We start from the raw sequence: 26,739 nt of genomic DNA on the forward strand, positions 1-26,739 counted from the left end.
GATGACATTCGAACAGGGAGCACTTTATGTTCAACCCCGCTAACGAAACGCACTTCAGCCTTAAGGTCGAAGACTACGTGGGCGACCTGCAAGTCCTGTCGTTTACCGGCACCGAGGGCATCAGCCAGCCGTATCGCTTCGACCTCGAACTGGTCAGCGAAAACCCCGATCTGGACCTGGAAAAACTCCTGCACAAGCAGGCGTTCCTCGCCCTCGATCCACAAGGATCGGGCATCCATGGCCAGATCTATCGCGTCGCTCAAGGTGATGCCGGCAAGCGCCTGACCCGTTACAAAGTCTCGCTGGTGCCGCAACTGCAATACCTGCATCACCGCACCAACCAGCGCATCTATCAGCAGATGTCGGCGCCGAAAATCATCGCGCTGATCCTCGACGAACACGGGATCAAGGGCAACGCCTACAGCTTCCAGTTGAGTCAGCCGTGCCCGGATCGCGACTACTGCGTGCAGTACGACGAAACCGACCTGCATTTCGTCCAGCGCCTGTGCGAAGAAGAGGGTATTCACTACCACTTCCAGCACAGCGACAAAGGTCATCTGCTGGTATTCGGCGACGACCAGACCGTGTTCCAGAAACTTGGCCAGCCGACTGCTTACGTGCAAGGCAGTGGCATGGTCGCCGACGAACCGGTGATCAAGAGCTTCAAACTGCGCCTGGAAACGCGCACCGGCCGTATCACCCGCCGCGACTACGACTTCGAAAAACCGCGCCTGAAAATGGAAGCGGCCTACAAACCAGAAACCGCGCCCGACAGCGAAAGCACCGAACCGGATCTGGAAGACTACGACTACCCCGGTCGCTTCATCGACCGCGCGCGTGGCAAGTTCCTCAGCCAGCGCGCCCTCGAACGCCATCGCGCTGACTACCGCCAGGCCGAAGGTCGCGGCGACCAGACCAGACTGGTCAGCGGCCACTTCATGGAACTGTCCGACCACCCGCGCAGCGAGTGGAACGACCTGTGGCTGCTCACCGAAATCTTCCACGAAGGCAAACAACCGCAAGTCCTCGAAGAATCGGTGACCAGCGACACCACCGACAATAAAGACGACTTCCACCAGGGCTACCGCAACACCTTCCTCGCCACCCCGTGGGACGTGTTCTACCGCCCGGCGCTGGAACACACCAAACCGCGCGTGCTCGGCAGCCAGACTGCCCACGTCACCGGCCCCAAAGGCGAAGAAATCCACTGCGACCAATACGGCCGCATCAAAGTCCAGTTCCACTGGGACCGCGAAGGCCTGGCCGACGACAAAACCAGCTGCTGGCTACGCGTCTCCAGCTCCTGGGCCGGCGACCGCTACGGCGCCATCAGCATCCCGCGCATCGGCATGGAAGTCCTCGTCACCTTCCTCGAAGGCGACCCCGACCAACCACTGGTCACCGGCTGCCTCTACCACAAAGAAAACCCGGTGCCCTACGCCCTGCCAGCGAACAAAACCCGCAGCGTGTTCAAAACCCTCAGCTCACCGGGTGGCGGCGGCTACAACGAACTGCGCATCGAAGACAAAAAAGGCGCCGAACAAATCTACATCCACGCCCAGCGCGACTGGGACGAAAACATTGAACACGATCAGAAAATCCGCGTCGGTAACGAACGCCACGACACGGTGATCAAGAACACTTACACCGAACTCAAAGCTGAAGAACACCGCACCACGATTTCCGACCGCAAGATCGAAGCACGCTCGGATGACCACCTCACGGTTGGGCAGAACCAGCATGTGAAGCTGGGGACTGCGCAACTCACCAGCGTGGGGAAAGAGATCCACCTCAAGGCTGGGGACAAGATCGTTATTGAGGCTGGGACTGAGCTGACGATCTTGGGTGGCGGGAGCTTTATCAAGCTGGATGGCGGCGGCGTGACGGTTGTTGGGCCGGTGGTGAAGATTAATGCGGGTGGCTCGGCTGGGTCGGGGACGGGGATCGGGATTAAACCGCCGGTGCTGCCGGGGGCGGCGGATAAGGATAAGGCGGGGAGTTTGATGGATCAGGCGTTGTTGAATGCTCCGCCTGAGAAGGTTAAACCGAAGGCTTTTTTTGTGTTTTCTGAGTGATCGACATGAATGGTTTTTTGAAGAAGAGGAATGGCTTCGCCGTAGCGGCTTTCACCGCGTCGCTGTTGAGCCTGTTTCATGGCAGCGCTTATGCGGAGGAGTGTCCGTCTGAGGACTTTTCCCAGTTCCTGCCGGCGTTCTCTGCGAATGCTGAAACTCAGCAGCGGTTGACTGCGATGACGGTGAAGTCGCTGGTGTTGAAACCTACTGGGGAGAGCGGAAATTTTGATCCGCAAACGACGGGGGTTAAAAGCTCGACGTTGGCATTTCCACTGATGGCACCCGTAGCCACAGAAAAGACCGAAGGTGTCGAAGTCGAAGCGGTTGACGACAGTCATTTCAATGTTGTGGATAAGCGTGCAGGTAACAGCAACATCAAAATATTCAACTTTTCTCGCCAGGCGTGTTGGGTTCTAGAGGGAGTTGAGGACTGGTCGATTAGTGAGAAAAATCTCGTTGTGGCAAGTACCACGACCATGAATACGGCCGAGAATTTTTGTTATCAGCGCGCGCAAGCCTTCGCTGGGCTAGGTGGGCTGGAGCAGTATCGGCTGACCGGCGAACTGTTTGTGGCCGCGCTGGAAAACTATGTGTGCGCTGCTGCTTCTGGAGACCCACAAGCAAGTTTAAGTGCTGCGGGACTGAGTCTTTCCGGCATGGCACCACAGTTGGAAACGGAAAAAGTCGAGGCGCTTTTCAAGGCCGCCGCAACAACGCTTGCCGATGGTGCAGCTTCTCTTTCGACTTTCTATTGCTATGGAAACAACCCTGTACCCGAAGGGCCTTGCAAACATCCAGAGCAAGCCGAAAAAGAGCTCATTCGCGCCGCATCCATGGGTTCGGTCGATGCGATGAATTACTTGGGTTACTCGTTTGAAGAAGGGAGGCTCGTTACCAAAGATATGTCCAGAGCGCTTGCCTGCTATCGCCTCGCAGCTGACAAGGGTAACGACACCGCTGCCGGAAATCTGAAACGTTTAAACGCGCAAGTCGCTGCTTCTACCAAGACCAGCTATTGCTATTAATTTGCAGGATGCACAAATGACCGAACCACTCGATTTAAGAAACCAGTACACCGGCGGTGATTACGTCTATCTGATGGGGGGCAATGGCACTCAAACCAACGCCGCAGGGAAAAAACTGATCGATTGTTCCCATATGGTGAACCTTCTGCTCACTGGCGCGGGCTACCAGATTGAGTATGAGGAGACGAGAGCTATGAATGCCTCCTCTCGTTTTTATACGGTGGTGCCGCCGGCAGAGGTCAAGAAAGGGGATATTGCTCTGTGGATTGACATCCTTCCTCTAACAGGAGGCAGTCGCCGTCTGTTTCATACCGGCATTGTCATGGAGTACAACGCAGAGACGGGAGCAGGAAAAATATTTGGTGCTCAGACCACCAACGGACCTTCGGAAGCATTCTTTGGACGTAACCCGCCTGCATACTACTGGCCAGTTCCAACTAAGTTTCTGAGGGCGAAGGAGGAGTATCGGACAGGTGCCACCCCAGCCCCAGCCCCAGCGCCCGCGGCAGCACCTCCCCCGGCAGGTCCTGCGCCTTTGATGACCTTTCAATATCCGTTCAGAAAAGCTGACGGCAAGCAGTTCGCTGATGCGGAGGAGATTTATAAAGCCCTCGAGGCAGAAACTGCCGGCCACTACCTGCTGGGCAGCAACAAGTTTTGGCACGGCGGCATTCACATCAGCAATGCTAGTGCTCCGCAATGCGTATTGAACGAACCGATACGTTGTATGGCTGACGGAGAGGTCGTGGCTTACCGCCTCAACGAAGATTATTTAAAGTCGACATTCGGTGCAGGGGAAACGGCGAAAAAACTGGATTACTCCAGTTCCTTCTGCTTGGTGCGGCATGAATACAAGTCTGTGCCAAATCCGGAAGAGGGGCCAAACAAAGGGAAGCAAAACAAGCTGTGTTTTTATAGCCTTTATATGCACCTTTTGCCGTATAAACACTATCCATTAGCTGAGAATGAAAAACCGAAGCCGATAGTGACGATGACGGTTAAGGATTTCAAAGCATACGATGAATTTCCCGCTTCGAATAACTTTCCATCACCGGGCAAGTTGGCAAAAAACACTAAGCTTGAGGTGCTGGAAAAGCGAGTGGTTGAAAATGTTACCTATGCTAAAGGAAAAATACTTTCTGGTAGTGTAAAGCATGGATCAGCCACTGTTCGTGAAGCAGGGCAAGAGGTTTGGTTTGCATACTTAAAGAACGGTGAGCCATATCAAAACTCTAGCCATAAGGCAATTTGGGTAGCAGATGCGATACCTGAACGTGCTAGGCCAAACTATTGGCAAGGCAAGGTAAAGGCTAAAACGACTCAGCGTTTAGCTATGTACGGAACGCCCGTTAATCCTGAGGATGGGAAGCCTGCGGGTGCCCGGATTGAAAGTAATCGGGAGATAACGGTCGGCAGCACTATTGAGTTTGAGAGTAAAAATATAGTTAGTTTGGTTGTCGACAATAAACTACGAAGTATGGCGCCGTGCACTCCGGTAGAAGCTAGTATTTGGACTGGTGATGGAAGTGTGCCAGAAAATTTTTGGGCTGTTATCGAGAGCGACCCTGAAAGCCAGTATGTACAATGGGAGTCAATCACTCCATCCGAATTTGAAGTTGTAACAACTAACGTCCGTATTAAAGCAGGAGACCCAATTGGTTATTTAGGGGCGATTGAAAACCTTGTTGATGAAACGGGAGAGACTGATAGTAAGTTTCAAGTTCATGTGGAAATATTTACTGCTGAAGCCGAGGTGAAAGATTTTCTGGATAATATTGCAGGCCTGAAAACAGGCAAGCAATATCTATATTTGCCAATCGACACAAAGCTCAAAAATAAGCTACCAGGTACGGGTACTAGTGAGCCACTCAAGAATGAGCACGCAATTGAATTAAACAAAGTATCGATTGTGAAGGAGGGTGGCGAAGATTGGTATGAAGTGAAGTTGGTTGATGAGGAGCAAGCGGTCACTGGATTGGTGAAAAAAACGGGAGCGGAAATCATATCCCAACACGACTGGAAGAAATTGGGTTTTCAAATTGTCGAAGAAAACAACGCTATGGCAGATGGTTTTTTGGATCCAGATGATATGCCGGAGTTTTTTAAGCAACTATTTATTAAGATCGATAAAAACCATGATGGAGAAGTTGATCCAGGAGAACTCACGGAAGCGCTTAAAAACGCATCTACGCGTGAGAAATGGACAAAGCTTATTGCTCATCATCCGACGGAGTGGAAGCATACTTCGGATAATGTTAAGTGGAGTAAGCTGGACAAGATTTTGGAAGAGCGTCCAAAAACACTAGATCATGAGAAAGAGCGTATTAGCAAGTATGTTTTTTGGGACGAGCTTGGGGCGGCGGCGATCAGTTCAGAGTTGATCTGGCATTTTCATCCGATTGGCTTTATAAATAATTTTCTTTCACGCACATGCATTCCTCTAGAAAAGGCACAAGAAATCGCGTTATTGATCACGTCTGCATATGAGGGTTCGACGGCCACTTCGTTGGATTATCAGGCGGTCGCAGGTAACTTTGATGGAGCAGGGGTGTCTTTTGGTATTATTCAGTGGAACTTTGGGTCTGGAACTCTCGGGCCACTATTGCTAGCAATGAGGTCGAAAAACCAAATAAAATTTGATAATTGTTTCGATGGGAATATGAATTTCCAAGTAATGCTGAACGCCATTACTACTGGAAACATCCAGTCTCAGTTGGATTGGGCGGATGCTGTTGCAGCGAGTAATCCCAACTGGAAAAGTTCGTTCAAGAAGATTGGAGAGGTTGAAGAATTTAAGGCAATCCAATTGGAGTTTGCTGCCCATTACAATCAGAAGATAAACTCATGCTTGGATCTTATGAGGGAATTGGCTCCTCATTTGATGAAGACAGTTCAGTTGCGAACATACTGCGCACTGTTCGATTTGTGTGTACAGCAGGAGGGATTAGTTAAAGCGGAGCAGCTGATCCGAACTGAATTCCCTTCTGCTCAAATTTCAACTCAGAAAGACTTACTTATATTTGTATGTAGAAAACGTGCGGAAAAGGCGATAGTGAATTGGCGATCTGATGCGTTCAGTCGACGTATGGGGATCATTCAAGGGCAGATGTATACGGCCACGATAGATGGCATTACAAAGCATCGATCAAATGTGAATTTTGGGCTGGTCATAGAGGGAGATGTCTGTGAACTTTAAGAGTGTTTTGTTTTTATTTTTGTTGATGCCAGCCTTTTCCGTTGCAGCGAAAGATATGGTGTGCGATGTTGATAGTAATATATGTACGATTCCAAGTGTTGAAAATTTCTGTGAGTCGGGAGATATCTCTAAAATAAAGTGGGATATTCGCTCTCGACAATATATTTTTTCTTGTGAGTGTGATTGTACTTCTCAAGAGAATAAGATTTGGCTCGTAGATGGGTTCGGTGGCTCGCCTGTTAGATTTGTGGAAGCCAGTAAAATTGAAAGCTCAGTTGGTCTTTCAAGAAGCAAAAGTGGCGTTGCAGATGTTTTTGGATTGGTCCCTTATTGCCGTGTGTCGGAAATCAAGGAAGATCAGCTCGTCGTTTTACAGAAGGTTCCAAGTGAGAACGGCTCTAGCAATCCATATTGCTATGAAATTACTGATGAACTGCCGTCCGAAGTTTGCTCTACGTCTGAATGTACTAATAAGCTCCGCTTGGCTAAAAAAATAGCGAAAGCTACGAAAACTCAATCTCTAATTGAATTTAGAGATGCCACTGCCAGAATATACAACGACAAATTTCGCTTTCAAAGTTTTCCAAAGCGCGATTTTTTAGAAAAGTATATTTCAGTATACGGATACTCTAAGTCTGATCAGCAGATTTATAATGATATTGCCTATTATTGGCAGCAGGCAGGCTTTGCTGAAGACTCTATATGGTTGCTGAAGAAGGTCATATCAAATAATCCTGACCGTGTTGTCGCTTATTTGAATATGGCGGATTCTTATTGGTCGGTTGGAGAAAAGGCAAAGGCTTCCGAAAACTATAAAAAATACAGCGTGCTTATGATTGATTTAGGTAAGCGAGATAAAATCCCCGGTCGTGTTGTTGAGCGAATTGATTTTTAGCGTGGAAGTGTCTGGTTGAAATACGTGCGATTTGCACTAGTAGGGATTAAGAAGTTGATCGAAAGGGGCTGAATTGTTTTTGGTTGGCGGCTTTAGCTCCGTAGGACTTAAATAGAGCTGCCCTGTTTTTGGACCGCAAAGGGGGGGGCAGATTTATTTGTTGAGATTGGTTGGGTGGCGCAAATAGATCTGTTCTGTTCGTTGTACGGCAGTGCCTGCAAGGGTAGCTCAATGGCTTGCTGGATAATATCGGGAAAGTAGATTAGAAGCGGGAGATTTTATGAGTTTCACAATTTTAATTCTGCCGAGAAGACAAATAAGCCTGCCCCCAGTTTCTTGCCACATTTCTTGTATAAGGTCTTTGTTTTGATGCGATTTATGCCTCTCTCCTTGTTTATCTATAGCAGTGTTGCGTGGTCTACTCCAATAGATCATAAGCTACTCTGCAAGAATGTAGATCAAGGGGCCGAATCAGCATCCCGCTTGACTCTCACTTCCGAAAGTGTGGAATTTTTCCTTGAAAACTCTGAGCGCGGATGTCGGTCAGATTATGTCTTTCGAGAAGCGTCAGATAGGGCGAGCAACTACCTTATATTCTCTTATCCAACCAGTGATGAAATGGGGCTTAACGCGCAGATCATGATTTTTGCTGCGCCAGCCTATGGTGGGCTAGCTCAATATATTGGATCGATACCCGCCGGTGTTTCCGACTTGGAAGATGGGAGTTACAAAGACATTCAACAGTCTGGCAACTCAATTTACGAAAGAATTTATCGTATAGATCGTGGTGAAGTGGTGACTATGGTCCCGCGTAAAGAACTTATTATTGCCGGTAAGCAATGCGTATATAAAGTTGAAGGTGACAGCGCTTGTGAGGAGATGCTGGGAAGCTTTGATAGTCCGATATGTGTTTTAAACGAAGGCGAACGGAAAATTTTGGCGGCCGTGAATGAATGCGCGGATATGAGTAAAGATTTTTAAGCGCATTTAGGGGGGGTGAATTTTATCTTCTACTTTATTCCATCCGCCGATTATCTATTTCATAAGAATTTAACATGAAAAAAGCACCACTTTTTCTGGTTGGTCTTTTCCCTCTGATGGCCCACAGCGCAGTCACCACTGAATCACTCTGCTTCGAGGTTTCTCAAGACAGTCCCGTAAAGTTCGAACTGCGGACGTACTACGACGAATCCAGCAAATGGTCGGGCGGCTTTGTGAAGTACGCCAAATCCAACGAACCTATTTCCATTGTGCTGACGGATTCCCAAAACGAGGTTCTCGACCCGGATGCCCCTTGGCAACACACCATGACCTGGTCCGAGGTCATCTCCGGCAAGGTCACGGGAACCTACGAACGGGTGACTCAAGGCTCGCAGATCGTCTCGATGACTTACACGAAGAAGTCCAACGGCAAAGAATATGGTTTCTGGATCAGTACCAGCGTCGACTCTTCTCTAGAGTCCGGATGCAAGTGGGAGTAGGGCGAGCACATGCAATTTAAAACTCTAGCGGTTTCACTGATCGGCTTGATGTGGACGATCCCGGCATTGGCCGAAACCGTCACGTTCATTCCAACCAAAGGCGTCGAGGCGACGCTGGTTCTCGAAGGCTCGATACTGAACGTCGCGGTTAAAAGCGAAATGCACAGCGAGTCGCGAACAATCGAGTTTGAAGCTGAAAACGCACTCCACGTGCAGGTCGATGATTTCAATTTCGACGGCGCCAAGGATTTCTCGGTTTGGCAGCTTGATGACGGCATGGGCACTTACGACTACTACAGGGTTTTCGTTTACCAACCCCAGACCGGCGTCTTCAAGGAGTTGCAGCCGGATTGCGGTGATGGTTTCGTCAATCTCCGCGTCGACAAAAAACGCAAAGTGTTGCTAAGCACTTACTGGGGCATGAACGGACCAGATCAATGCATCACCCGATTTACCCGACGCAAAACCTGAATTTTTCAAGGATGAACACAGTGAAACGTTTTATTTTTACCCTGGTGGTCGCGCTGTTGCTTCCGGTTTCGGCGGTCTATGCGCAGGACGACTGCAGCAAGGTCGGCTCAAGTCTGGAAATGGTCCCCTGTTCTGAGGCGGCGAAGAAGGCTGCTGATGCGCAGTTGAATGTCAGCTACAAGCGGTTGATGTCGCGGCTTGAGTCTGACTATCGAGCAGATCCGGCGTTGGGTAAGGAGTACGCGGCAAAGGTTAAAGAGTCGCAGCGTGCATGGCTCAAGTTGCGCGATGCGAATTGCCCTTTGGAGGCGTTCGAGATCGAGAGCGGGATGCCGGCGCACGTATTCGCTGTTAATTCGTGCATCGCCAGAATGAGCCGCAAGCGCTCGACGTATCTCGACAAGATCTCTCCTGAACAGCTTCAGCAGTCATCCGATAAAAGCGCCGCGTGTCCGTCCGAAGACTTCATGACGTTCCTTGAAGCGTTTTCTGCCGATAGCCAATCCCAGCGTCGACTTACGGCGATGACGGTCAAGTCGCTGGTGTTGAAGCCGGCAGCCGAGGCAGGGCGTTTTGAACCGATCGTCACAGGTGTGAAGGGTGCCGAGTTGAGCTATCCGTTGATGGCGCCTATCCCGTCTCGCAAGATTGTCGGAGTCAAGATTCAAGAGGTCGACGATAGTCACTCCATCGTTGTGGACAAGCGTGCGGGTTGGAGCAACATGAAAGTCTTCAACTTTTCCCGGCAGGCTTGCTGGGTGCTTGAGGGTGTTGAAGATTGGTCTATCAGCGCTAAAGAACTGGTCGTTGCGAGCAAGCCCAAGATGAGCAAGGAGGAGAACTTCTGTTACCAACGCGCTGAGGCGTTCGAAGCATTGGGTGCTCCGGAAGATCAACCGCTCACCGTTGAGCTGTATGAAGCGACGCTGGAAAACCTGTTGTGTGCCGCCCGTTCCGGCGATCCACTAGCCAGTTATAAAGCGGCCATTCTGAGCCTCTCGGGCATGGCGCCACAGGTGCCGACGGATACGCTTGAGTCATTGTTCAAAGCTGCCGCGACCACTTTGCCGCTTGGCGCGATGGGGCTTTCGCAATTTTATTGCGACGGCAACGAACTGACATCCACCGGTCCCTGCAAACATCCCGCACTTGCCGAGGAGACGCTGATTCATGCCGCAAAAACGGGCAGTCCCGTAGCTTTATCCTTTTTGGGTTCAGCCTTCGAGCGCGGTGAAATGAAGACCAAGGACATGGCTCGTGCCCTGGCCTGTTACCAAATGGCAGTTGCGCAGGGCGATGAAGGTGCGATCAGGATGCTGGAGCATCTGAAACAGGATTCCGCCAACGAACTGAAAGCCAGTTATTGCTTCTGACAACCCACGATCCGTGGCCATTTTCCTTTAAACTCCCCACCCCCAAAGGAATGCTCTCAGGACACGGAATGCCAGTCCCTTCTCTATCCCTTCGCCGCGCGTTGGTGCTGTGGCTATACGCCGTTGCGCTAGTGCATTTGCTCGTCAGTTTCGCGCTGACCTGGGCCGGTCATTCCGGGTTGTTCGACGGCTATTTGCAAACGATCGAGCAGGCTTTCTGGGCCGCTGATGCAGTGCCCGTGGCTGCGCGTGAGCAGCAGGTCTGGTGGCTCGGTTTGTTCGGTGCGACGTTGCAAAGTTATTCGCTGTACATGCTCGCGCTGGTGCACATCGGCAATCGCTTGAAGGCTTCGATGGCTTGGGGTTGGTTGATCGCCGGCATCGTGCTGTGGGCGCCGCAGGATATGTTGCTCTCCGCGCAAAAACAGGTGTGGTCGCATCTGTGGTTCGACTGTTTTGCGCTGCTGGTTTTGTTGCCGCCGCTGTTTTGGTTGTTGCGTCATGACCGCAAAAAATCCCTTTCCGTTACCGCATTGAGTGAGCCGAACCATGCCTGATTTTTCGCTGCTGGATTGGGCGGTCGCGTTGCTGATTGCCCAAGCGTGTCTGGGTGCGCTCGACACGCTATATCACCACGAATTGACGGTGGCGTTGCCGTATCGCCATAGCGCGCGGCTGGAGTTGTCGATCCACGCGATGCGCTCGTGTTTCTACGGCGTGCTGTTTTTGGGCATGGCGCATCTGGCGTTTCACGGCACGTGGGCGATTGTGATTGCGTTGCTGTTTGCGCTGGAGATCGGCCTGACGTTGTGGGATTTCGTGGTCGAGGATCGCAGCCGCAAGCTGCCGGCCATCGAGCGCATCATGCACACGGTGCTGGCGGTGAATGGCGGGGCGTTTTTTGCGTTGTACGGCGTGCAACTGGCGCAGTGGGCGAGTTTGCCGACTGGTTTGGGCACGGTGGATTTCGGCTGGCGTGGCTGGTTGCTGACGCTGTTTGCGATTGGCGTGACCGCTTCGGGGATTCGCGATGGGCTGGCGGCGTTGCGCATGCAGCGCGCGGGCAAGCCGTCGAATCCGTTTGCCGGCGGCGCCTACATGCGCGTGCTGGTGACGGGCGGCACCGGGTTTATCGGCGAAGCGCTGGTCAATCAATTGCTCGACGCTGGCCACACCGTCAGCGTGCTGGCGCGTGATCCGTTGAAAGCCGCGTACCTGTTCGACGGTCGCGCGCGTTGCGTGCGCTCGCTGAGCAAACTCGGTTACCACGAAACCTTCGATGTGGTGATCAACCTCGCCGGTGCGCCAGTGGCCGGGCCGCGCTGGAGCACCAAGCGTCAGGCGCAACTGCTCGCCAGTCGCGTCAACACCACCGAAGCGCTGCTGAGCTGGCTGAAAAACGCCACGCACAAACCAGCGCTGTGGATTCAGGCATCGGCCATTGGTTACTACGGCGTGCGCGATGCCAGCGAACATCTCGATGAAACATCGAGCAAGGGCGACGGCTTCATGGCCGAGCTCTGCGCGCAATGGGAAGCCGCCGCGCGACCGGCCACTGAGTTTGGCGTGCGCCAAGTGGTGATGCGCCTTGGCGTGGTGTTCGGGCCGGGCGGTGCGTTGCTGCCGTTGCTGATTCCGTTCCGCCTGGGCTTCGGCGGGCGCATGGGTGATGGCCAACAGATCATGAGTTGGGTGCATCGCGACGATGTGATCCGGGTGGTCGCTCGCGCGTTCGACGATCAAAGTCTGAGCGGCACTTACAACCTGGTGGCGCCGGATACGGTCAGTCAGGCGGCGTTCGCCGAACAGGCCGGCAAGGTCCTCAAGCGCCCGGTGTGGTTCCACATTCCCGCCGCGCCAGTGCGCGCGTTGGCAGGGGAAATGGCTCAGCTTTTTTTCGACGGTCAGCGTGTACTGCCGCAGCGTTTGAGCGAAGCGGGCTACTCGTTCCGCTATCCGACCCTCGACGCCGCCCTGCGCGATCTGGCCTGAGGATCGCCCATGAGCAAGCCGCTGATGTACCTGCTGGCGGGCAACGGCAGCGCTGCCGATTGGTGGGATGACGCGCTGCCGCGTTTTCAGCGTTACGACGTGGTGCCGCTGGAGCTGCCGGGCTTCGGCGCCAATCCGCAGCCACCCTGTGAGGATCTTGCGGATTACGCGCAGACCTTGCTGGCGATGACGCAAAAGGGCAGCGCGATCATGGCGGTCGGGGTCAACGCCTTGCTGGTATTGCATGCATTGCAACGGCAGCCGGGACACTTTTCCCGCAGCGTACTACTGGCGCCAGTCGGGGCGTTTTTGTGGCAACGACGGCTGCCGGCGCTGATGTCGCCATTGCCGATTCGCAAAACCATTCACTGGCTGCTCTCGAACAAACCGACGCTGTTCGCGCGCAAGTTTTCCAACCAGACCTGGACCCCCGCGCAGTACCAACGCATGGGCGCCGGCTATGCCCGCTGCCGCGCGTTTGTGCCGCACTGGGACTTGGTGCGTGCCGACACCGCGCTGCCACTTCTGGAGTGGATTACTGATCCGGTGGAACTGGTCTGGGGTGATCAGGACGCCGTGCTCGGCATCGAGCAAGCGGCGGCGTGGTCGGCGATTCTGGCTCGCGCTGATCTGACCATCAGCCTCGAACCCGGCTGGGGACATTACCCGTGGATCGACGCGCCGGCCGAATTTGCCGCGTGGCTGGAGTCCGGCGAGCGCGGGTTCGTCGCGCATACCAAGGGCGGGCGCTTGCGTCTGGCCGAGCTGGCCGGGCAGCCGGTCCCGGCGGCGTTGTCGCTCAACGATTGCGACGATCCACGCTTGCCCGCGTTTCTCGCCGGTCAGCCCGACGCGACTTGGGCCGTGCGCTCCTCCAGCTACGGCGAAGATCAGGCCGACTCGGCGAATGCCGGTTTGAGCACGACCTATCTGCGCGAGCCGACCGCCAACGTGCCGGCGCGCATCGCCGAGCTGACAGCCGAAGGCGTCGAGGAAGTGGTGGTGCAGCGCTTCATCACGCCGCAGGTTTCCGGCATTGCGTTTGTGCGGCATCTGTCGGTTGAGCTGGAGTGGGTTGAAGGGCATCTGGAGTCGTTGGCCGATGGTCAGGTCAGTCCCGAGCGGGCGACCCTGTCGCGGCTCGGTGATGCCTGGCGCAGCGCCTCGTTTGTCGCAAAACACGGTTTGACCGAAGACCTGTTGTGGCGCTTTTTACAGGACGTGTTGCGCGTATTTCACTACGTGCCCGGCGATGTCGAATGGGCCTGGGACGGCACGCAACTTTGGCTGCTGCAATACCGGCCGATCAGCGATTACGGCTGGCGCCGCCACCTCACCGCCGCCAACATCGCCGAGATCCTGCCGCCGCAACCCAGCGTGCTGGTGGAGTACGCCCAGCGCCGCGCTGCCGCGAGCATTCCGGCGATCATGGCGCGTTGGGATGCGCGGGTGTTGCAGGACAACGAGCCGTTCACCGCGGTGTTCGGCGGCGCGTCCTACATCAACAATGATCTGTTTCTCGCACGGCTGGCTGACTGGGGCATCAGCGCCAGTAACTATGCCGGTGAAGTCGGCGGCGCGACGCCGCATCTAGCGTGGCAACCGCTGCGGATTCTGCGTTCGCTGCCGCTGTTCCTGCGCATGCAGCGCATCGCCCGTGGCCATTTGCTGACCCTTGAACGCGGCTTGCAACGCTTCGATCAAGAGCTGTCCGACCTCGTCACCGAGGGTGCCGACGGTCAGCAACTGGCGGACTGGTTCACCCGGTTTTACGTGTTCGTGGTGCAGGGCAATCTGTGCATCGCCACGGCGCTGGCCAGCAGCGGCGGCGCATGGCTGGGGCGTCCGCCGACCGCATACGACAACCTGGAAAACAGTCCGCATCGCCTGCCGTGGGAGACCGATCCGGCGACCCTGCGCCCAGCCCCGACCGAGCTGCCGCTCCAGGCATTTCCGCAATGGTCGGTAGTGATCCGCCTCGCCAACGCATCCGGCCTGCCGGGCCTGCGCGGTTACTACCTGCAAGTGCGCGAGTGGTACCGCGACAACCTGATGCGCATCTTCTTCCGCCTGCATCACGCCATGCCGCTGGCCGATCGCGAAAACTGGTTCGCCCCGCACCCGGACATTCGCAGCCGCGACGGCAGCTTCTGGCAGGACGGCCGCGAAGGCACCGAACAAGCTGCCGGGTTCATGATTTATCCGGGGCAAGTGCGGGGCGTTCTTGGCGCTGACATCTTGCTCGAAGACACCCTCGACCCGGGGCGGCATGCGCACTATCAAGCCGCTCGAGCGGTGATTGCGCGGATGGGTGGGCGCTTGTCTCATGGATCGACGTTGTTGCGCGAACTGCGCAAGCCTTCGGCGGTGATGCCGCAGGTTGATCCGGCTTGGGTGGGGTGTGAGGTGGTGTATCGGGATGGTGAGTTGGAGCTTTTGAATTCGAAGGATATGAAGTGAAACGACTGCTGTTGTTATGTGTGAGCTGGTTGCCGATAGCGGTTATGGCGGCAGGTGTCTGCAATCAGGAAACTGACTCCAAATATTTCTTATCGCAATGGTCGGAGCGCAGTGAACAGCCGGAAGACATACTTTCCAGTTTCGATGGAAAAGAATTTTCTATCGATCCGGGCCACGTGGTTTTTCGCGGCGATCTAAATGACGATGGTATCGAAGACTTCATCTTCAATTCCCGCGTCGGCATTGGCTCATCAATGGATAGCACATTCGCCTTCCTGATCCAGTGCCGCGGTTACTTGAAATATTCGGGCGGCGATTACTTCGCCGGGGTCAAAGTTTTGGACGGTCCGCCCAAAGGTGGAGGTGAATTCAGGGATATCGAAATCTACTCCTACATCAGGGACAAGAGCGGACGGATTCGTTACAAAGGTGAGGAGGGCATGACCCGGCCACATCTTTGGCAATTCAATCCGCAAACACAGCGTTACGAAGGGCAGTCTGAGTAATGGGCTCTAAGAAGTCTCGATGCCTGTGTGGAGTGTTGATCAGCGCTCTCGTGCTCATGCCAGCAGTCCAGGCCGTCGCTGCAAACACCGTGGTGGTCGGCAACTCAACGGGCCAGCGGCCGGTTGCCCAAGGGGCCACGAAAGCCTCGGTCGACATGACCCCCTGCCGTTTTTCGATGACGCTTGCGCAAGATCAATGGCTGCAATTCAACGCACCCGATCTGATATTCATCGCCTCCCTACAACTGCCCGATTCCACCAGCGCACCACACTTGTGGCAAGCGCCGACATCCAGCGGTTATGAATGGAATTTTGAAAAGTCGGGCAATCTGACTCAGCCATGGTTCGGAATCATGTGTGAAAGCGTCGGCAGCTTTTCCTCCCTGACGACCCAGCCGCCAGCAGATGACACGATCGAACTGCAACTGCTGCGTGAGGCCAATGACCGCAAATGCCCGGCGAGCTTGACCGAAAATGGCTGGCGACCAACACCACTGGCCGGTGACCCGCAAACCTATGCCTTTGAGTCACTGGAGGGGGCGAAGTCGTCGGGGTTCATCATCGGCTATCACACCCCGCATCAACCTCAATTCAGCCGTATCGCCTTCTGCCTGACTCAAGGTGAGCAGGTGCTGATCGGCGCCGCCGAATCAGGCTCGGCCACCCCGTTGGCGATCAGCGCCGCCGGGTTCGAACAGATCAAGACAGCCGTGCGCAGCATTGCCTTCGAATGAGCATCCCGACGATACGTCGCACAGATGGAGTTACAGCGTGAAAGGATTTTTGGTTCTACTCGGCAGCTTGCTGCTGGCGGTCTCATCCATGGCCTTCGCCACCGACCCTGCTTTCAAGGATTACACCGTCACCCCGGTCTTCACCGGCACTCACCCTGCACTGGTGCCGCAGGAAAACAGCAGCCCAGTGATGGACAGTGCGCGAGCGAAGGCCCTGAAAGGCAAGGTTAACTTCGCCGGCCATTACATCGTGCACCAGCTCGGTTGCGGCGGTGGCGCCATCTGCGCCGAAGTGCTTGATGCGCGCACCGGAGAAGTGGTCGGCGGGCTGCCGAATGCCTACGACGGCAGCACGTTCGCCATGCTCTACCAGCCCGACAGTCGCTTGATCTTCATCACCGGTATCACCCTCGACGGCGAAGAAGACGCTCAGGGTAATTCGCTGGAAAGCGTCAACCGGTATCGCTCCTACGAATTTGTGAACAACGAATTCCGCCTTCTGACGATGACCGACACGGAATCGCCGCCGCTTGAATAAGGATGATGGGATGAACGGTTTTTTCATTCGGCACGTTCTGAGCGCGCTGCTGCTTTTGCCTTTGGCCCTGCCGGCGAGTGCCAATGAAGGGAGTTGCTACGGCTACCTGACTGAACTGGTCAGGAGCAGCGACTTTCCGTTTCTGTATGTCGGCAAGGACAAGGTGAATCTGCTGATTGATGAGGATGACGGAGAAATGGTGCGTGCCCAACTGTTCTTCGACACCGACGGCACCGGCACAATTGGCTGGATCAAGTACACCCCGACCACGCGCGTGTTGCTCAACACCTCGGCGGAGCTGGATGAACCGGTGGTGTTGTCCTTCGACGCAAGGTTCGCCGATGGCTACGCAAAGTGTTTGATGGAAAAACAGGCCGGTTAACCGCGACAGGGATTTCACGATGAATCGGTACTTTTTCGCCGGCAGCCTGGCATGGCTGCTCTCGTCGCCGGCGCTCGCTGCGCCGGCGGATGCTTACACCCAGCGCGACGTGATGGACTGCGCTGGTGTTGAAGTGGTGTTGGTGTCGTCATGCCGATCGGTAACGGTGGATGATGCAGAAACCCACCTCATCGCGGTTTGTTCCGATCAGACCATCAACATCGGCGGCAAAGTGCTGCGGCGCAACATCGACAAGGTTTCACAGCTCACGTCCGACGGTAAGAAGGCAAAGATGCTGAGTAACGTGGTAGTGGCGATGGATTGTGTGCAAGGCGCTAAAGGTAGCCTGGTTTCCATTGGCGGTTACGGCGGTTGTGGATCCTGCCCGGAGTGGCATGGATATTACTCACCGGTCGGACGGTTGGAGTATTACAGCTACAGCAATAGCTATAAGTCGTTTGGTTCGAAAGGTTCTCGTGAAGGGCTTATCGAGGCTTATGGCGTCACGAAGAGACAACTGCAATCGGAAAGCCCGACAGTAAAAAGGATCGTGTATGGCCAGCCTTAAATGGGCGCTGATGTTCGTCAGTTTGTTTGCCGCCAGTGCCTTCGCCGCAGACCCGCCAATAGTCGGTATCGACGGACATACGGTGACGTTTCGAGCGAAAAAATGGACGATGCCCGGTGTGGAGTCGGCGACCGCATGGTTCACCGCAAGCGGCAAAACCTTCCCGCTCTTCAGTGCTGACGTTGGCGCCGATGGGCACTCCGATATGCTCAGTCCTGACAAGAAAACCTTGCTGCTCGACCCGGTGATCTTCGGCATGTTGTCGGAGGAGGACGGTAAAGAGACGCTGCAATCACAACAGCATTGCGATGTGATTTCGATGGAGACGGGTTGTGTGCTGGCTGAGCGTTCTGCTTATTTTTGTGTCGGTAAGTGGGTGAGTAATCAGTGGGTTTCCGCAGACGGTGATGTGCTCTCTCCCACCTTGGAGACGGTGTCCCCCAAGGACTTGTTGAAACAGGTCTCAAGTATCGAACCGGCGCAGTCCCGCGCGCAATCCATCGAAGGGAGCCTGGACTTCTTGAGTCCCGAATCCTACATGGCATGCCACCCCCCAGCGCAAAATGTTCAGGCCTATAACGACCTGGGTTTCTACTTGGCCGAGGGCGGTAGAGATGAGCTGGCGCTGAGGTTTTATCGCGGCGTTGAGGCGGTCGGTAAACGCACGGTGTTGATGCTGAACATGGCGGACTCACTGTGGCGACTAAACAGGAAAGACGAAGCCCAGCGTTATTACCGCGAGTACGGCGAAGCAATGGCTGCGGCCGGCAAGGCACAAAAAATACCTCAACGTGTAGTTGAGCGATCCGTCATTCAGGGAATGAAAAATTGAACATGTTTGTGCGCTTTATCGCGTTGTCCTTGGGACTGCTATCCGCTTCAATCGCGCTCGCTGAGGACAACTGCAAAGTCATCACAGTGAGCTGGCAATACGACCAATGCGTCGAGGCCGACCGCAAGAGTGCCGATGCAAAACTCAATGCCAGCTACAAAAAATTGATGACTCGATTCGAGTCTCAATGGAAGCCTGAACCTGAACAAGCAAAGGCATACATGGCCATGGCCAGAGACTCGCAGCGTGCGTGGATCAAGTTACGCGATACCACGTGCCCTCTCGAAGCCACGGACATCGAACCCGGTGCAGCGGCGCACACCACCGTCACCAATAACTGCATCGCCAGAATGAGTCTGGAACGTGTTGCCTATCTGGACGCTATCGCGCCGGATGGTCCGAGTGAAGTGGTCGATGTCGCCAAGGTTTCCAGTTCTGCTTCTCAACGTTTCGGCGATGTTGTGGCTCGGTACGTCACCACGTTTGGTAGTCCGTGTCTCAATGTGCAGATCCTTGCGCCAAATGGCAATTGGAGGGTGTTGTCGTCCAAACGCTTTTGCAGTTTTGCTGGCAAAGCGTTTTGGACTGACTATGCCGACGCTGGTTTTGAGGATCATGTATTTGCTGATGACGGCTTGCACGTGACGCTTAGCCTGACCGAGCTTCGTGGACCGGGAGAGAAGCGCTTGGCCTGTGTGATTCCGATTCAGAACTCACAGATCAAAGAACTGCAATGCGATACATCTGAGTCATCGCAACCAGCAGCGTAAATATTCATCAACAGGGAAGTGAGTGGAATTGGTCAGGCTCTCAAGTTGTATTGGTGCGCTCGGATTCATGGCCGGATTGTCGATGCAGCCGGCAGTCGCAAATGATCCCCAAACCATCGGCCAGTTGCATCCGCCGGTAGTTGCCTCGCTGGGTGATCAAAAGATCACGGTGTTCTTTTTGAAGAACAACCTCAAAGATCAGGTGAGAGAAGCGCATGTGCCCGATGCTGAAATTTTCTACGCCCCCGTGGATGCGCCAACGCCTTCGCTGAATTATGTGTGGAAGGTCGAAGGCGAGGAGATCGCATCGGTGTTCTTCTTCGAGCGCAAATCCCCTGCGCGAGCGGGGAAGTCGATGTTTGTTCTAACAAAACGCAAAGTCTCGGATAGTCATTTCGAAGGTAGCTCCTACTCGGTGCTGGAACTGCCGCTCTTCAGGGATGGCGATCACTTGTCGTTGCAGTTCTTTCGCGGTGACCCGCCAGAACCCGAGTTTCAGAACTGTCGCGACGGGCTGAATAAGGAAGATGACGTAGAAGTCGAGTGCGCTTACAAGGATGCGGCGAGCGTTAAAAAGCGCTTGGCAGAATGGGATGCACAGATGATTGCGCGCTCAAAAGTGGAAGCGGTGAATGTCGCTTGTCCCTCCACAGAATTCTCAGCGTTCCTAACAGCCTTTTCCGAGCGCGCAGATGTGCAAAAAACCTTCGTCCAACAGCCGCTGCAAATGGTCACGACCGTAGCCGGCGATCCTGAACCGGAGATGCAAAAAAACAGCCTCAGCGGTGATCAGTTGAAGTTTCCAATCATCCCTGATCTGGCGAAGCGCGAAGTCCAAGGCCTGACGTTGACGGTCAAGGAAGAGCGGGGCAACAAGGCCACGGCGATTCTGCAGAAGCCGGATACCGACTATGTCTTCGAGTATCGGTTTGTCCGTGGGCAGTGCTGGCGGCTGGAAGAAGTGATGGATTACTCGCTTTGATACAGGTGAAAAGTTGAAAAGATTAGGCTTGATCGCGGTATTGCTGTGTTCTTTCTCGGCAGTGGCGGGGCCGATGTTTCCGTCACTCAAGTCGTGCATGGACGCCGACAGCGACTGTGCGCTCGCGCTGAAGGACGATTTCCTGGTGGACGCACAGTCCGGGCAGCGTCTCTCCGAAAGTGCGGTATCGGCCGGAGCGATGAGTGTTTTCTGGCTGTATCGAGATGGCGAGCGCTACATCCTGGAGGAAGAAAATTCCTCACAGTCGAAGACGCGCCGTTGGCTGGTTTTTTCCTACAACAATGGAAAAGTGCTACTCGACGGTGCCTATATTTTCTCGATAGACATTGATATGAACACCGGCCCGTATTGGCATGGTTACGATTGTCGAGGTGATGCCAAGCCATTCGCTGTTCCCACGAAAGACTCATTCAGTGACGTCGCTTTGGAGGAGTTGTGCGGGGGGGCGGAAGGCTGGGTCGTCTCGGGGAAGGATTCCGTAGTGCCTGTATCTGCCAAGGGGCTGGCTGTGAGCGTCCCCGTTTATCACGCCCGCACCCGTGATGGTTCAGCGACGTACCTTTTTACCGAAAGCGATGTTCCGGATCTTTCGAAGCTGGTTTGCCTGTCCAATTGTGCCGATATTGCGCATACACCGGAGCGCGTCTCGCATGAGACGGCGCCATTGAAGGGTGGGCAGGACGGAACGCTGTGCTCGGATGACGAAGACATTTATTTCAGCTGTCCGTTGACTGGCGGCAAGACGGTTTCTGTTTGTGCGAGTGGGAACAGCAAGCCTTCGGCTGGCTTTGTTCAGTACCGTTATGGTGTGCCGGGAAAAATAGAGATGGTGTTCCCGAAGAGCGCTGTACCGCCCAAAGGAAAATTCTTTGTAGTGAATGCGTCGGAAGGCAGTGTGAACCTGAACATCATCAAGTTTAAAACCGGTCCATACACCTACCTCGTTAATCAAGCCTTCGTCAGCTATCTGACCGTGCTCAAGGATGACAAACTTATCTTCAGGCAGCGTTGCGCTGCCGGAGGTTATTCTTTTATCAACCGGTCAGCGCTCCAAGGGTTGCAGTCACGTACTAAAAGCGCAGAAGACTTTCGCTAGCTCGATTGGTAATGACATCGAGACAGGGGACATAGCGTCCCCTTAACTTCAGCAGCAATCTCGCTACGACTTAATCCCGTATTCCTTCAATTCGATGTGATCGGGCTTCAGCCTGTAATCAAATGGCGGCCAACAAAGGAAAGCATTTGGCAATCAATAATTTGATGCGATTGCGTTGGCGCGGCACAGCACAGAGTCGATCAAGGCAAGTCACTGCATTTGAAGTTCAGAGTGCGCGGGGCATAATTTCCGTATGAGCATGCCACGATGCGCTGCACTGATGGAGTAATAGCATGAATGGATTTTTCTTTTTTTTCGGTAGCCTGCTATTGGCTTCCTCTACTGCCGCATTTGCCGCAGAAACCTGCAATCCCGACAGTTTTTCCAACCCCGACTTGATCACCTGCGGTCAGCAGACTTTCGAGAAAGTCGATGCAGTGCTGAATGAGCAATACAAGAAAGCGCTGGCCAGTTTGGCGCCGGCCGACAGGAAACAGCTGATCGACGTGCAGAAGAAATGGGTACGTTTCAAGGACGCGTATTGCGAGGACATCTATCAGTCGGCGTTGCCCGGCGCAGAGGCGCCTATCGAAAGGCTTGGTTGCCTGGTGCAAACAACCAATGCACGGTTGGGGGAGTTGGTCGCTCTACAGACTGGCGTGATGATTGATGGCTTCTACAAAGCGGCATCCGTTATGGCAGGGGAGAACCGGGAGAAGGGAATGGTGGCTTCAATCGAGCGATTGGGAGGGGCTGAGCTCGATGATCCGCTTTGGACGCAATACGTTGATGGGCACTGTGAAATGAGTGAGCGTGTGTTCCGGGAGGACATTGCTAACTGTGCGATGCGAATGCGCTTTCAATTACCTCTGAATCGTTGAAGGAATGATCGGTTTGAAATCATTGTCTGCGTTTATTTCTGCGCTTCTTCTAATACCGATGACTGCCCACAGTGAGGTCAATACCGAGATTTCTTGCTTTCGTTCGCAGGAAGGAAAGAGCATCAATTTCGAGTTTCGGTCCTATTACGATACGGTCACCCGTTGGAGCGGGGCAGGGGTTCAATACACCAAGTCCCATAAGGTGATTCCACTTGTCTTTCGGAGCACCGAAGAGGAAGTCATGGCAGAGGGGCGCCCTTCTCAGTTCACGACAACTTGGGTGGAGGTTTCCGAGGGATCGCTGACAGGCGAGTATGAAATGGTCAGTCAAGGTGCCCGAATCTATGGGATGACCTACACGAACTACAAATCCGGGAAGAAGTATTCATTCGATCAAGACATCGCCATGGAGGCGTCGCCAGAGAACGGCTGTCAGTGGTGAGTCTGGGCTCATCAGAAAAGGGGACTTAACGTCCCCTTTTTCCGTCCGCGATTTGTTACGGCTTAACCCCGTACTCCTTCAACTCGATGTGATCGAGCACACCTTCAACCATTAGCTGCACGCCATCCGCCATTCTGCTCAGGGCCAATGCCACCGAGCGGCGTGTGCCGTCGAGGTCGTCGGCCAGATCGGCGGCGATGGCGCTGATGGATAGCAGGTCTTCCGAGGCGTTGGCCATTAGGGCTTCGGCGTCGATGTCGCTGGAGAGGGTGAAGAGACCGCCTCGGCGTTTCGGAGGTGGGTCGGACGGTGGGGCGGATGCAGGCGCGGGTGCCGGGCCGAAATGGTGGTCGAGGGCGCGTTCGGCGGCTTCGTGGAATTTCTTCGAGTCTGGGGATTCGTACGGCGAAACTGTTTCGTCAGCGGGCGTTGGATTGGTCATCGGTGTAAATCCTTTTAAGTTGGAAAGATTTGCTCCGAGGTCGGACTTGCACATCCGGCCACCGATTTTGCGGTGACGAACAAAGGTTATCGACGAACCCTCAACCCGCATAGTTCATGGACAGCGCCAGAGTTTGAAGGACATTTCCGACAGGGTTGCGGGTTAGAAGATCAAAAGATCGCAGCTTTCGGCAGCTCCTACAGGAATGTGTTTCGGCAGGTGTAGGAAGTCGGGCGTGAAAGAGTGACTTGGTAGTCATCAGGCGGGAAAAGCGTGGCAACGTCTTCTATCAGTGGCAGATAGTGGCGAATTGGCGCGAAGCCGTTACACTGCGCCGGCCGTTCATTTTCCTTTTGAGGCTGTGCGCATGAAATTTCGTTTTCTTCTGTGGATGCTGGGTCTGTTGATGGGTAAGGCCAGTCGGACAAATCCTGCGTTTCAGCAGCAGTTGGGTGACAAGGATCTGGTGTTTCAGATGCAGACTCTGGACGGCAAGGTGGCGCGGCATTTCGTGGTGAAGGATCAGCGCATTACCAGCAAGTCAGGGATGGTGGCGGAGCCGGCATTCGCGATTGCCTTCAAGGACGCGGCATTCGGGTTTGCCACGATGCAGGCGAAGAACAAGCAGTTGGCGTTCATGCAGGGGATTCAGGACAAGACGATTCAGATCAAAGGCAACCCGGCACTGGTGATGTGGTTCCAGGGGTTGATGAAATATTTGAAGCCGAGAAAGGCCAAGCCGAAGGCGTAGGTCTTTCAGCCATTCGGCTCGGGAGGCTCGCACCCGTCGAGTGGCTGGGCGCGGTATGACTTGTAGATTTGCTGGACTTGCGGGTGGTCCAGGTTCTCGTATGTGATGTCGTCCTTGTCCAGGCCATCCAGACCTCTGATGCCACCGATGGTCTCGGGCCACTCGTCACGACTGGATATATCGACTACGAACGGCTTGAGGTAGTTGTCTAGATGCCTTTCGCGAGGCTCTCGGATCTCATCGCTGAGTGCCCGCAAGTAATCGTCTTTGCTTGTCTTTGACCAGTCGATGGCGAATTTGGCTCGATAACAGAGTTCCATGAAGACTAATAGAATCGTGCGACCATTTCCGTCCAGGAAGGGGTGTGCGAAAGCCAGCTGACCCATTACCCCGCCGGGATGGTCTCTGAAGCGCTTCTTGTCAGCTGCCAGCTCAAGCGCATAGTCAACAGACATCTTGATGGAGTCCGGGCGCTCGAACACGGTGCTGCGCGGGTCGTCGAGGGAGCCCTTGAAGACTGCCAGGTGAGGGACAAGCTCGTTCCGGTCTTTTCCGGCCCAGTGATAGAAGCCCGAGAACAGGATTTCGTGAACTTTGAGAACAGTCTTGTAATCGAGAGGCTTTTTCTTGGCCAAGTAGGCAAGCGCTTCCTCGATACTCAATTCGAACGCAAGATGCTCTGACTCTTTTACTTCAGTAGGGTCTTTTAGTTGCAGCGAATTTTGAAGGTATCCAGCCGTTTCGAAGTCGCCGAACGGGTCAAAGGTCATGCGCTACGTTTCTGTGCGCGCCTTTCCTGAAGATAACGCCCTTGCAGCGCCAGGATTTCAGCTTTGCTCAGGACGCCTTTTCTCTTGAGATTGACCAGCAACTGTTCGATGCCGTCCAGCTCGACGACATCGCCAGCCAAACGGGTAATGCTCACGGCCATACGACTCATGCCGTCACGTTCGGCGGTGACCTTATGGTCTTTCGCAAGCTTACGGACTTGGTTTGCAACACTGACAGCAGATGATTGGGTCATCGGAAAGCCCTCTATTTGCCACCAAATCATAGCAGGGCGCCTTCCTGTTGTCCTCGGTGGCTCATAGCCAACGATCAGATGAAAAGTGAGGAAGTATGTGGGTTGTCGGTAGCTGCTTTTGTGGCGAGGGGATTTAGCGAATCGTCGCACCGCCCCGTTGGGTTGCGAAGCGGCCCCAGACTCTGGGATCTGAGTTGTAACTGACACACCTTGTTGGCCGGGTTTGCGACTGCTGCGCAGTCGAGCGGGAGCAAGCTCCCTCGCCACAGGGGTTGTGTTGAGTCAGTTGGATCGGGGTGGATTCATCGCGGGCAAGCCCGCTCCCACAGAATCGCGTGGATCTTGCGGGGGCGGCTTGCCCGTGATGCGTTTAGGCCTGGCTGAATTGCGAGGCCAGTTCGCGCAGCAGGACTTCAGCTTCGAGGACTTTGCTGACGACGTCGTTGGCTTTGTCGCGGGTCAGGCCGACGCGTTCGAGCAGGGCGTCGGGGATGTCTTCGTCGGGGCCTGAGCCGACTCCGCGAGCGCGTAGCAGGCGTACCGCCAGGCACACGAGGTTCGGGTATTCGGCGTAGGCGCCGTCGTAGCTTGGGTCGTGCTGGAAGCGCAGGGCGGTGGCCAGTTCGTCCGGCATGTCCCAGTAGCGCATCAGCCACGAGCCGATCTGTTCGCGACTGATGCCGAGCAAGTGTTGCTCGACGTAGCTGTGGCACAGGTGCGGGTTGACCTCGAGGTGGCGGCAGATCAGCGAGAAGTGCGGCGGGAACACGTGGGCCAGCAGCAGGTAGCCGAAGTTGTGCAGCAGACCGGCGAGGTAGGTCAGGCCGGCTTCCGGGCGCTGGGCGCGCGGCATGGCGCGGGTCAGGCCTTCGATGACGGCGGCGGTGTAGATCGATTGCTGCCAGTACGGCGTGGTGTGTTGCGGATGGTCTTTGGGCAGGCTCAGGGTCTTGCCAAGGGCCAGGCCCAGCGCCAGATTGATCACCAGATCGAAACCCAGCACGCGGACGATGGCGTCTTCCACCGAACGGATCTTGCCCGGCGAGGCGTAGTACGGCGATGCCGCCCAGCTCACCACTTGTGCGGCCAGTGCCGGATCGGTTTCGACCACGCCAGTGATGTCGTCGATGGTCGCGTTCGGGTCAACCCGCAGCTTGATGATTTTTTGCGCAGTTTCGGCCAGCGGCGGAATCTCGATGGTCGCTTCCAGACGCTGCTGGATGCGCCGCGCGGTGAAAGCTTGCACGGCCTGGGTGATTTCCTCGCGGTCATCATCCGGGCGGTCGAGGTTCGGGCGGATGCTGGTCAGGTTTTCGCCGAAGTTGGCGGCGCTGGCCTTGGTCAGCATGGTCTTGAAGGCTTCGCTGGTGATCTCCAGCAGCAGGCCCGGCTCGCCGGAGTTGATCAGCAACTTCGGTTCACGCAGCAGGCTTTCTTCGTAGAGGCACGGCGAACTGGTCAGCGCCGGCAGGCCCGGCAACAGGCTCAGGCTGTGCTTGCCGAGCATCTTTTCCAGGCGCTCGGTGGACACGGCGGTGAGGCGGCGGCCGGTCAGTTCGGCGAGGCGATTGAGGTCGAGCAACTGGCTCTGCGGGAACAGCACCATCAGCGCGCCCACGGCGTCATCGAGCAAAACGGCCTGGACTTTGCGCGAGGCATTCAGGCCGTGGTGGTCGAGCACTTCTTCGTAGGCGATGCCCAGCTTGCCCAGCAGCAGCCGAATTACCGACGGAGCTTGCGGGGGTTCGGGGGCGAGAGCAGCTTCGGTCATGGTCTGTATCCGTTTTTGAAACAATTGCTGG

General features: G+C 54.9%; 27 protein-coding genes. 23 read left to right on the plus strand and 4 right to left on the minus strand.

The window, feature by feature from the left end; translation table 11 throughout:
* Nucleotides 1–26 precede the first annotated feature (26 nt).
* The 22 genes from ACP7EE_RS04010 (at nt 27) to ACP7EE_RS04115 (ending at nt 22,720) form a co-directional block, all read left to right on the plus strand.
* A complete protein-coding gene (locus tag ACP7EE_RS04010; RefSeq protein WP_426233648.1) occupies nt 27–2,075 on the plus strand; it encodes a type VI secretion system tip protein VgrG in 2,049 nt (682 codons plus the stop codon).
* 5 nt (nt 2,076–2,080) lie between these two features.
* Entirely contained in the window at nt 2,081–3,100 is a 1,020-nt protein-coding gene (locus ACP7EE_RS04015) for a tetratricopeptide repeat protein (protein WP_426233650.1), read from the plus strand.
* Nucleotides 3,101–3,116: 16 nt separating this feature from the next.
* Nucleotides 3,117–6,296: an EF-hand domain-containing protein gene (locus ACP7EE_RS04020; RefSeq protein WP_426233652.1), complete on the plus strand. Its 3,180-nt coding sequence runs from the start codon at nt 3,117–3,119 to the stop codon at nt 6,294–6,296.
* Nucleotides 6,286–7,191: a tetratricopeptide repeat protein gene (locus ACP7EE_RS04025; protein WP_426233654.1), complete on the plus strand. Its 906-nt coding sequence runs from the start codon at nt 6,286–6,288 to the stop codon at nt 7,189–7,191. The genes ACP7EE_RS04020 and ACP7EE_RS04025 overlap by 11 nt, the downstream gene beginning before the upstream one ends.
* Nucleotides 7,192–7,674: 483 nt before the next feature.
* Nucleotides 7,675–8,172 carry a hypothetical protein gene (locus tag ACP7EE_RS04030; RefSeq protein ID WP_426233656.1) on the plus strand — a complete coding sequence of 166 codons (498 nt, stop codon included), beginning with the start codon at nt 7,675–7,677 and terminating at the stop codon, nt 8,170–8,172.
* A 74-nt stretch (nt 8,173–8,246) separates the two neighbouring features.
* Nucleotides 8,247–8,672, plus strand: a complete 426-nt coding sequence (locus ACP7EE_RS04035; protein ID WP_426233658.1) for a hypothetical protein — start codon at nt 8,247–8,249, stop codon at nt 8,670–8,672.
* 9 nt (nt 8,673–8,681) lie between these two features.
* The gene (locus ACP7EE_RS04040) at nt 8,682–9,143 is read left to right on the plus strand and encodes an XAC2610-related protein (protein ID WP_426233660.1); all 462 of its coding nucleotides are present in this window, start codon (nt 8,682–8,684) and stop codon (nt 9,141–9,143) included.
* Between the two features lie 11 nt (nt 9,144–9,154).
* Complete coding sequence (locus tag ACP7EE_RS04045; RefSeq protein ID WP_426233831.1) at nt 9,155–10,516, plus strand: lysozyme inhibitor LprI family protein; 1,362 nt, start codon at nt 9,155–9,157, stop codon at nt 10,514–10,516.
* A 68-nt stretch (nt 10,517–10,584) separates the two neighbouring features.
* Nucleotides 10,585–11,073 (plus strand): cell division protein, encoded by a 489-nt coding sequence (locus tag ACP7EE_RS04050; protein WP_426233832.1) that lies wholly within the window; start codon nt 10,585–10,587, stop codon nt 11,071–11,073.
* Nucleotides 11,066–12,508 carry a TIGR01777 family oxidoreductase gene (locus ACP7EE_RS04055; RefSeq protein ID WP_426233662.1) on the plus strand — a complete coding sequence of 481 codons (1,443 nt, stop codon included), beginning with the start codon at nt 11,066–11,068 and terminating at the stop codon, nt 12,506–12,508. Before ACP7EE_RS04050 ends, ACP7EE_RS04055 begins: the two co-directional genes overlap by 8 nt.
* Nucleotides 12,509–12,517: 9 nt before the next feature.
* Nucleotides 12,518–14,968, plus strand: a complete 2,451-nt coding sequence (locus ACP7EE_RS04060) for an alpha/beta hydrolase (protein ID WP_426233664.1) — start codon at nt 12,518–12,520, stop codon at nt 14,966–14,968.
* Entirely contained in the window at nt 14,965–15,474 is a 510-nt protein-coding gene (locus tag ACP7EE_RS04065; RefSeq protein ID WP_426233666.1) for a hypothetical protein, read from the plus strand. Before ACP7EE_RS04060 ends, ACP7EE_RS04065 begins: the two co-directional genes overlap by 4 nt.
* A gap of 32 nt (nt 15,475–15,506) precedes the next feature.
* Nucleotides 15,507–16,208 (plus strand): hypothetical protein, encoded by a 702-nt coding sequence (locus ACP7EE_RS04070; RefSeq protein ID WP_426233668.1) that lies wholly within the window; start codon nt 15,507–15,509, stop codon nt 16,206–16,208.
* A 37-nt stretch (nt 16,209–16,245) separates the two neighbouring features.
* Complete coding sequence (locus ACP7EE_RS04075; RefSeq protein WP_426233670.1) at nt 16,246–16,746, plus strand: hypothetical protein; 501 nt, start codon at nt 16,246–16,248, stop codon at nt 16,744–16,746.
* Nucleotides 16,747–16,756: 10 nt separating this feature from the next.
* On the plus strand, nt 16,757–17,128 hold the full coding sequence (locus ACP7EE_RS04080; protein WP_426233672.1) for a hypothetical protein: 372 nt from the start codon (nt 16,757–16,759) through the stop codon (nt 17,126–17,128).
* A gap of 19 nt (nt 17,129–17,147) precedes the next feature.
* A complete protein-coding gene (locus ACP7EE_RS04085) occupies nt 17,148–17,696 on the plus strand; it encodes a hypothetical protein (RefSeq protein WP_426233674.1) in 549 nt (182 codons plus the stop codon).
* A complete protein-coding gene (locus ACP7EE_RS04090; protein WP_426233675.1) occupies nt 17,683–18,528 on the plus strand; it encodes a tetratricopeptide repeat protein in 846 nt (281 codons plus the stop codon). Before ACP7EE_RS04085 ends, ACP7EE_RS04090 begins: the two co-directional genes overlap by 14 nt.
* A 2-nt stretch (nt 18,529–18,530) precedes the next feature.
* A complete protein-coding gene (locus tag ACP7EE_RS04095) occupies nt 18,531–19,298 on the plus strand; it encodes a lysozyme inhibitor LprI family protein (RefSeq protein WP_426233833.1) in 768 nt (255 codons plus the stop codon).
* Between the two features lie 82 nt (nt 19,299–19,380).
* On the plus strand, nt 19,381–20,280 hold the full coding sequence (locus tag ACP7EE_RS04100; protein WP_426233677.1) for a hypothetical protein: 900 nt from the start codon (nt 19,381–19,383) through the stop codon (nt 20,278–20,280).
* A 28-nt stretch (nt 20,281–20,308) separates the two neighbouring features.
* Nucleotides 20,309–21,397 carry a hypothetical protein gene (locus ACP7EE_RS04105; RefSeq protein WP_426233679.1) on the plus strand — a complete coding sequence of 363 codons (1,089 nt, stop codon included), beginning with the start codon at nt 20,309–20,311 and terminating at the stop codon, nt 21,395–21,397.
* Nucleotides 21,398–21,690: 293 nt separating this feature from the next.
* Nucleotides 21,691–22,278: a lysozyme inhibitor LprI family protein gene (locus ACP7EE_RS04110; protein WP_426233681.1), complete on the plus strand. Its 588-nt coding sequence runs from the start codon at nt 21,691–21,693 to the stop codon at nt 22,276–22,278.
* Nucleotides 22,279–22,282: 4 nt separating this feature from the next.
* On the plus strand, nt 22,283–22,720 hold the full coding sequence (locus tag ACP7EE_RS04115; RefSeq protein WP_426233683.1) for a hypothetical protein: 438 nt from the start codon (nt 22,283–22,285) through the stop codon (nt 22,718–22,720).
* 55 nt (nt 22,721–22,775) lie between these two features.
* Here the strand turns inward: ACP7EE_RS04115 and ACP7EE_RS04120 are convergent, their stop codons facing one another.
* Nucleotides 22,776–23,162: a DUF6124 family protein gene (locus ACP7EE_RS04120; RefSeq protein ID WP_426233685.1), complete on the minus strand. Its 387-nt coding sequence runs from the start codon at nt 23,160–23,162 to the stop codon at nt 22,776–22,778.
* 367 nt (nt 23,163–23,529) lie between these two features.
* Between ACP7EE_RS04120 and ACP7EE_RS04125 the strand changes: the two genes are divergently transcribed.
* Nucleotides 23,530–23,913, plus strand: a complete 384-nt coding sequence (locus ACP7EE_RS04125; RefSeq protein WP_426233687.1) for an SCP2 sterol-binding domain-containing protein — start codon at nt 23,530–23,532, stop codon at nt 23,911–23,913.
* A gap of 5 nt (nt 23,914–23,918) precedes the next feature.
* Here the strand turns inward: ACP7EE_RS04125 and ACP7EE_RS04130 are convergent, their stop codons facing one another.
* The 3 genes from ACP7EE_RS04130 to ACP7EE_RS04140 form a co-directional block, all read right to left on the minus strand.
* Nucleotides 23,919–24,683, minus strand: coding sequence for a Fic/DOC family protein (locus ACP7EE_RS04130; protein WP_426233689.1), 765 nt, complete (start codon nt 24,681–24,683; stop codon nt 23,919–23,921).
* Nucleotides 24,680–24,937: a hypothetical protein gene (locus ACP7EE_RS04135; protein WP_426233834.1), complete on the minus strand. Its 258-nt coding sequence runs from the start codon at nt 24,935–24,937 to the stop codon at nt 24,680–24,682. The genes ACP7EE_RS04130 and ACP7EE_RS04135 overlap by 4 nt, the downstream gene beginning before the upstream one ends.
* A gap of 370 nt (nt 24,938–25,307) precedes the next feature.
* On the minus strand, nt 25,308–26,708 hold the full coding sequence (locus ACP7EE_RS04140) for an aminoacyl-tRNA deacylase and HDOD domain-containing protein (protein WP_420649267.1): 1,401 nt from the start codon (nt 26,706–26,708) through the stop codon (nt 25,308–25,310).
* Nucleotides 26,709–26,739 lie beyond the last annotated feature (31 nt).

This window comes from Pseudomonas sp. TWP3-2, from assembly GCF_049897765.1.
GTDB lineage: Bacteria > Pseudomonadota > Gammaproteobacteria > Pseudomonadales > Pseudomonadaceae > Aquipseudomonas.